The following is a 2,210-nucleotide window of genomic DNA, read 5'->3' as shown; positions in this document are numbered from 1 at the left end:
CGCTTGAGCGGCACTCAGGCCGCGCTTCAAACCGCCATCGAAAGCCTCGATAGCCGGCACCAAGGCATCAAGCATGGTGCGATCTCCTGCCTTCGCCCCGCCCAATTCACTGATAGCGTCAGCGGCACTCCTGAACGCAGTGGCCCAATCCTGAGCGGTCGGTTCATCCGCATTGGCCAGGCTGCGCGAAGCGCGCACCAGCGCGGTAGCGTAGAACGGCCCGGAGCTTCCAGCAACTGCCCTTCTCAAGGCGGTGCCTAGTGTTGCGAGTGCACCGCTCGGAGTGGTCAAGGCGTCGGTTGGGACAGCCAGGATCGCATCTGCCGCACGCTTCATGCTTGCCCCGAGGTCACCGTCACCGGCCTTCAAGTCGAGATCGGTCAAGGTCGCTTCATTAGCGATCAGCGCGTGCGCAACTGCGTCCAGCGCGGGCTTTAGTCTCTGCGCCCAGCCCCGCTCGTCGGCGCGAGTGACCGTACGGCTGGGCTCGGACGACGTGACCTTCGACGTGGCCGCGATCGGCATGTGTATGTTTGGATTGACCATCCCGCTGCCGGGCCATGCCCGAGCCTCGGTTTCCGAGTCCAGCAACGCTAGCCTTTCATCGTCTACGCGCAGCACGGAGATGGAGCAGCCGGGCATATTGAGGGCTGACAGCAACGTGCCGCACCACGCGCGCTCGACCGTCACATGGCGCCGTGTCAGGTTGTCGAACGCGGCCCGAAGGACCACCGCCAGCTCCATCTCAGGCGTGGCGCCGAGTCCATTCACGAGCAGCGCGATCCGCTCACCGCCCTTTATCGCCAGATCTTCGATGATGTTCGAAAGCAGCGTCTCGGTCAGTTGATCCGCGGGCATTGGGGCGGTACGTTCCACGCCTTTCTCACCGTGAATTCCGAGTCCAAGCTCAATCTCGTCGTCCGCGAGGCTGAAGCCGGCCTTGTCTGCACCCGGTAGCGTGCACCCATCGAGCGCGACGCCCATCGTCCCGAGATTGACACAAGCTTCGCGGGCAACCGCGGCTACCTGGGCCAATGAAGCGCCACGTGCGGCTGTCGCGCCTGCAATCTTGTGTACCAGCACCGTACCCGCGATCCCACGGCGCTGATTGTGCTGGGATTGGGCGCGAAGCGACACGTCGTCGGCCACGGTCACTATTTCGACCGGAATTCCCTCGGCGCGGGCAAGCTCCGCCGCAAGTCCAAAATTGAGCCGGTCCCCCGTGTAGTTCTTCACGATCAACAACGCACCATTCGGTCCAGCCGTTGCGCGGATCGCCTCCAGAACGGTGTCAGTGGAGGGTGAGGTGAACACTTCACCGCACACCGCAGCGCTAAGCATGCCGGCCCCGACATATCCCCCATGCGCCGGCTCATGCCCGCTTCCCCCGCCGGAAATGATGGCGACGGGGCGTTCCGGGGGCGCCGGCAGTCCGCGTCGGACGAGGACGTTTTCATCGCCAAGGATCGCGACATGCGGCATCAGGCGGGCAAGCCCTTCAAGCATTTCGCGGACAACGGCCGACGGGTCATTGAGAAGTTTTTTCATGGCTAGAGGAGGTGACGGTTTCGGGTCGATGGGTACTGAGTTTGCAGCATCCACTCATGCACTGACAAGCGCCGCACGGGACTCGGCGACCGGGGCCGGGAGTATCGAACGCTCTGTCTCGACGTCGAATGCGCGGGGCGCGTCAGGCTTGTGTTGCAAGGTGATCGTCTTGCCGATTTCAAGTCCGGGCTGTCGCTCGAATTGAGCGCCGACCAAGGAACTCCCGACCATGACCTGGGAACCTAGCGGCTCGACCAGTTCGATACGTCCCTGCATCCACCCACTTGAGGAGTCCTGGAGACTATCGCCGTTCGCTGCCGGAAAAAGATGGTCGGAACGAGCGCCAGCGACGACCTTCCGGTTCGATAACTCCTTGAACGGCCGGCCCATGCGATCTGATCCACGAAGTGCCACCGCCGCTTGCCATCAAATGCCGCGCGTCTCGATACGCGCCGCGTATCAGCAGAAGAATCGTGCGGGATATAGCTGGGCGAATGCCGAGAACGGTGCGAGTCGATATCCCGGCTCGTGCGTGTGCGGGTCCTGAACGACGTCTTCTGACACCTTTTTAATTTATCCTGGATTAGCTTGACGAGACTAAAACAAGTCTGCATACTTCGCCTCCTTCCTGAAGCGGAAGACGCAAGAAGCAAGCAGCTTTA

Annotated in this window: 2 protein-coding genes; both read right to left on the bottom strand. The window is 62.1% G+C overall.

Annotated features, from left to right (window positions below):
• The coding region (locus WCA53_RS12910) for a dihydroxyacetone kinase family protein (RefSeq protein WP_423910428.1) at positions 1-1,548 on the bottom strand (1,548 nt) is incomplete at its 3' end.
• Positions 1,549-1,602: 54 nt separating this feature from the next.
• Positions 1,603-1,938: a hypothetical protein gene (locus tag WCA53_RS12905; protein WP_423910425.1), complete on the bottom strand. Its 336-nt coding sequence runs from the start codon at positions 1,936-1,938 to the stop codon at positions 1,603-1,605.
• Between the last annotated feature and the right edge of the window lie 272 nt (positions 1,939-2,210).

This window comes from Caballeronia sp. (assembly GCF_049581465.1).
Lineage (GTDB): Bacteria > Pseudomonadota > Gammaproteobacteria > Burkholderiales > Burkholderiaceae > Caballeronia.
Note: the sequence above shows the minus strand (reverse complement) of the source record. Positions and strands in the feature narration are given on the sequence as shown.